Annotated in this window: 3 protein-coding genes; all 3 read right to left on the bottom strand. The window is 28.6% G+C overall.

Going from position 1 to position 1,675, the window contains the following annotated elements; translation table 11 throughout:
- Positions 1-138 precede the first annotated feature (138 nt).
- Positions 139-462, bottom strand: coding sequence for a hypothetical protein (locus ABD077_RS25075; RefSeq protein ID WP_198968552.1), 324 nt, complete (start codon positions 460-462; stop codon positions 139-141).
- 213 nt (positions 463-675) lie between these two features.
- Complete coding sequence (locus tag ABD077_RS25070; RefSeq protein WP_343914939.1) at positions 676-966, bottom strand: AcrID1 family anti-CRISPR protein; 291 nt, start codon at positions 964-966, stop codon at positions 676-678.
- A 221-nt stretch (positions 967-1,187) separates the two neighbouring features.
- Positions 1,188-1,478: a hypothetical protein gene (locus tag ABD077_RS25065; protein WP_343799778.1), complete on the bottom strand. Its 291-nt coding sequence runs from the start codon at positions 1,476-1,478 to the stop codon at positions 1,188-1,190.
- Between the last annotated feature and the right edge of the window lie 197 nt (positions 1,479-1,675).

Raw genomic sequence — 1,675 nt, 5'->3', positions numbered from 1 at the left:
TTCCTAAGACCGCTTGGCCTCCGACTTGCAGAATTAGTATCTGGAAAATGAAAAAAATTCGGCATAGCTTTAGCTAATATTTAGAAAAGAAAAAAACAAACTAAGAATTAAAAAGAAGAAAAAGAAAAAAAGAAAGACTTACTTTTCAAGTTCAATTTTAGTCAATTTTAACATATTGTTTCTTTTTTCAAAAAATAATCTTATGTATCTAGTTTCGTGATATATACCAAATACAGTGCCAAAATCATAATCAAATCTGAATTCAATCTTATCATTAAAGATATTGATATTATTTGAATTTATCCCGTAATATTCCATAATTTTTTCAACAATTTCTTTAAGCTGTTTTTCGCTAAATGTCAGTTCTTTTTTCGTTTTTAACACTTTCCTCTGTACGAATTGATCATTTAAAAAATCTCTAACTACTGAAATTATCTTTTGACTTAATTCTTGACCATTCACCTTTTTCCCCTCATTCTTTCATATGTATCTTCTACTATTTAAATCTTTCTCTATTCTTTTATCTTTCTATCTCTTTATCTTTTCACCGTCTTGATTTTTCAACCTCCTGAATTAGTATCTGAAAAATGAAAAAAATAGTCCATAGTCTTAGATAATAAAGAAAAAATTAAAAAATAAAAATAAGAAAAAAATTAATGAAATAAAAAAAGAAAATTATAGCTTAATCTCTCTCCACATTTGTAACTCCATTACGTAATATTTCTCATCTTTCTTATAGTAGACCAATAACATTTTAACGTACCTTTTTCCTTCTTCACAATATTCGTAAATGTCAGTTATTACACCGTAATCTTCTGTACCAGTTACCAAGGTACCTTGACCGATTAACTGTTTAAATTCTTCTGGACTAACTTCAACATCTTCCCTAAATCTCAGCTGTAACTCGTCTACTGTACTGTCTTCAAATACTTGATTTACGATTTGATTTAAGACTTCATACTTCACTTTTTACTCACCACTTACATATATGTATCTTCTGCTATATAAATCTTTCTCTATCTTTTTACTTCTCTATCTCTTTATTTTTTCACCTCCTTGATTTTTCAACCTTTACAATTACTATCACAAAACTGAAAAAAACTAAGCATAATCTTAGCTAATTAGGAGAAAAATAAAAATTCTAAAAAGGAGAATTAGAACTTACAAATAAAAAAACAAAACTTAACTTACCAACAGTCTTCTAAATATTTCCTGACCTTTTTCTCACTGATTCCTAGTCCGTATGCAATCTCCTTAACTGTAAACCCTCTTTTGACTAACTCATGAACTATGCTAACTAGGTCATCCTCACTTTCAATATAGTACGTTTCTCCTTCAATTATTACTTCTTTTTTCATTTCTCTTTCACTGATATCATATATGTAAAAACTCATATATAAATCTTTCTCTAAACTTTTACGTTTGTATCTCTCGACTTTCAATAAGAGGCCTCCAATTTTTTCCAACACTGCATTCATAAATTGAAGGTTCCAATTTTTCTATCTCCAATTTTTTAAAAAAGGCCACTTTTTATTCCTAGCATGAAACAAATTGATTACGAGCGGTGAAAAAGTCTAAAAGAATCTATTTTGAACTGAAGAATAATTATATAATTAATAACTAAGTCGGAGGCCAAGCGGTCTTAGGAAGACAAGATGCTGGATCAACTCCTTGG

The organism is Aquimarina litoralis, from assembly GCF_039523995.1.
Taxonomy (GTDB): domain Bacteria; phylum Bacteroidota; class Bacteroidia; order Flavobacteriales; family Flavobacteriaceae; genus Aquimarina; species Aquimarina litoralis.
Note: the sequence above shows the minus strand (reverse complement) of the source record. Positions and strands in the feature narration are given on the sequence as shown.